The organism is Bacillus sp. NTK034 (genome assembly GCF_017303275.1).
Classification (GTDB): Bacteria; Bacillota; Bacilli; order Bacillales; family Cytobacillaceae; genus Cytobacillus.
Genome location: NZ_JAFKOJ010000034.1, coordinates 1 through 645, shown reverse-complemented (window position 1 = coordinate 645; position 645 = coordinate 1). Strand labels below are relative to the sequence as shown.

Here is a 645-nt window from a genome sequence, read left to right as displayed (position 1 = left end):
AAGCTTACTTACAGCTCCCCGAAGCATATCGGTGTTAGTACCGTCCTTCATCGGCTCCTAGTGCCAAGGCATTCACCGTGCGCCCTTTCTAACTTAACCTACTTCGGCCGCTGATCGACTGCGGATCTCTGCGTCAGCTCTCTCGCTCCGCTCCTCACGTACTAAAGTACGCTCCGGTGCTCACTCGGTCGCTTCCTTGATCTCCTTGCCGCTCATCGTCCTCATGGTTTGTGCTCTTACTTCGTTTTAAAACAAAAATAAGAAAAAAACTAAGATGGCGATTACTCGGTTATTGCTTCTTCATTAACATTATCTAGTTTTCAAGGAACAAAAAATAACGAATGGAATCGTTATGGTTGGTGGAGCCTAGCGGGATCGAACCGCTGACCTCCTGCGTGCAAAGCAGGCGCTCTCCCAGCTGAGCTAAGGCCCCATTATATGAGATGGTGGGCCTAAATGGACTCGAACCATCGACCTCACGCTTATCAGGCGTGCGCTCTAACCAGCTGAGCTATAGGCCCACATAATAGGTAAAGTATGAAAATGTGAGAGATTGAACTCTCAAAACTGAACGAACAAAACACGTCACGTTTCATGTAAATATCCTTAGAAAGGAGGTGATCCAGCCGCACCTTCCGATACGGC

At 48.2% G+C, this 645-nt stretch carries 2 tRNA genes and 1 rRNA gene; all 3 read right to left on the bottom strand.

Annotation, left to right across the window (positions count from 1 at the left end):
- Positions 1-99 (bottom strand): 23S ribosomal RNA (locus tag JI665_RS28205); the annotation flags it as partial.
- 258 nt (positions 100-357) lie between these two features.
- A tRNA-Ala gene (locus tag JI665_RS28200) sits at positions 358-433 on the bottom strand.
- An 11-nt stretch (positions 434-444) separates the two neighbouring features.
- A tRNA-Ile gene (locus JI665_RS28195) sits at positions 445-521 on the bottom strand.
- Between the last annotated feature and the right edge of the window lie 124 nt (positions 522-645).